This is a genomic window from Bacillus sp. CGMCC 1.16541 (assembly GCF_003184905.1).
Taxonomy (GTDB): domain Bacteria; phylum Bacillota; class Bacilli; order Bacillales; family Bacillaceae_H; genus Priestia.
In genome coordinates this window covers 1-1,189 of sequence record NZ_QFRU01000062.1, presented here as the reverse complement: position 1 = coordinate 1,189, position 1,189 = coordinate 1, and the positions used below count along the sequence as shown (strand labels likewise).

Sequence of the window (1,189 nt, the reverse complement as noted above, 5' to 3'; positions counted from 1 at the left end):
CTATATATAAATGATTAACATTTCCAACTTCCTATGCTTAAACCGTTTTATCCTTGTCTATACTGCTTAATAAAAGCCGTAGACAAAGGGGTACTGCCGTATGAAACGTTTAAAAATTACCAATTCTCATGGATTATCTTCATCTGATTTACGTTCGTATGAAAAACAAGAAACACGAGCGAATATGCGCCATCGAATCACTGCTGTCCGTCTTGTCATGGAAGGAAAGCTTGGAAAAGAAGTTGCTGAGATTTGTAACTTGCACCGTCAGACGGTTTCTGAATACGTCCATCGTTTTAACGAAGGGGGCTTGGATCTTCTACTTGAACGTAAATTTGGTCAGGGACGCCCTTGCTTTTTAACAGAAGAACAACAGAAGAAGTTAAAGGAAGTCATTTTGACTAGTTCTCCTTCTGATCATGAATTAGGAACGGCCGTATCTTGGACGACACCGATTGTTTCTGAATACATCCTTCGCACTTATGACGTCCAAATGACTCAAACGGGTGTATTACGTATGCTTTGGCGGCTCTCTCTTCGGTATACACGCCCTACTTATGTGTTAAAAAAGGCGGATCCACAAAAACAACATTGGTTTTCTCATCAATTGGAATGGATAAAAAAAACGCTTTAAACGAAAATACGATTCTCTTATTTCAGGATGAGACACACATTCGGGCTTATCAAAGTCTGCATTCAACTTGGTCTCAATCTGGAATGCAACGACAAATTCCTACCTATGGCCATCATGCTTCGGTTACGTTGTTTGGAACGGTCGAAGCAGGGACAGGTGAAGTCGTGACGACCATGACTTCTTCAGCGAAGAAAGAAGCTTTTATCACGTTTTTACAACATCTTTTGGAAAAATATGAAGGGAAATTTATCATCATGGTGACAGATAACGCTCCCATCCATAAAAGCCAGATGGTAACAGATTTCGCGGAAGAACATGTGGATTCTCTCATGTTTGTACATCTTCCACCTTATTCTCCTAATCTGAATCCGATCGAACGGTTATGGAAATGGCTGAAGCAACAGGTCATTGCTAATAAATTTCATCCAACAAAAGCATCTATCGAAGAGTCGGTTAAGAGCTTTTTAAAAGAGATTGCACAAATGCCACAAGCTGTATTACAACGCTTAGGGATTCACTAGGTCAAATGTCGAAAAAGAAAATCATTTATATATA

At 39.5% G+C, this 1,189-nt stretch carries 2 protein-coding genes; both read left to right on the top strand.

Annotated features, from left to right (window positions below; translation table 11 throughout):
- The first annotated feature begins 100 nt into the window (after positions 1–100).
- Positions 101–634 carry a helix-turn-helix domain-containing protein gene (locus tag DIS06_RS19910; protein ID WP_110114983.1) on the top strand — a complete coding sequence of 178 codons (534 nt, stop codon included), beginning with the start codon at positions 101–103 and terminating at the stop codon, positions 632–634.
- Entirely contained in the window at positions 613–1,155 is a 543-nt protein-coding gene (locus DIS06_RS19905; RefSeq protein WP_110114982.1) for an IS630 family transposase, read from the top strand. The genes DIS06_RS19910 and DIS06_RS19905 overlap by 22 nt, the downstream gene beginning before the upstream one ends.
- Positions 1,156–1,189: the final 34 nt, after the last annotated feature.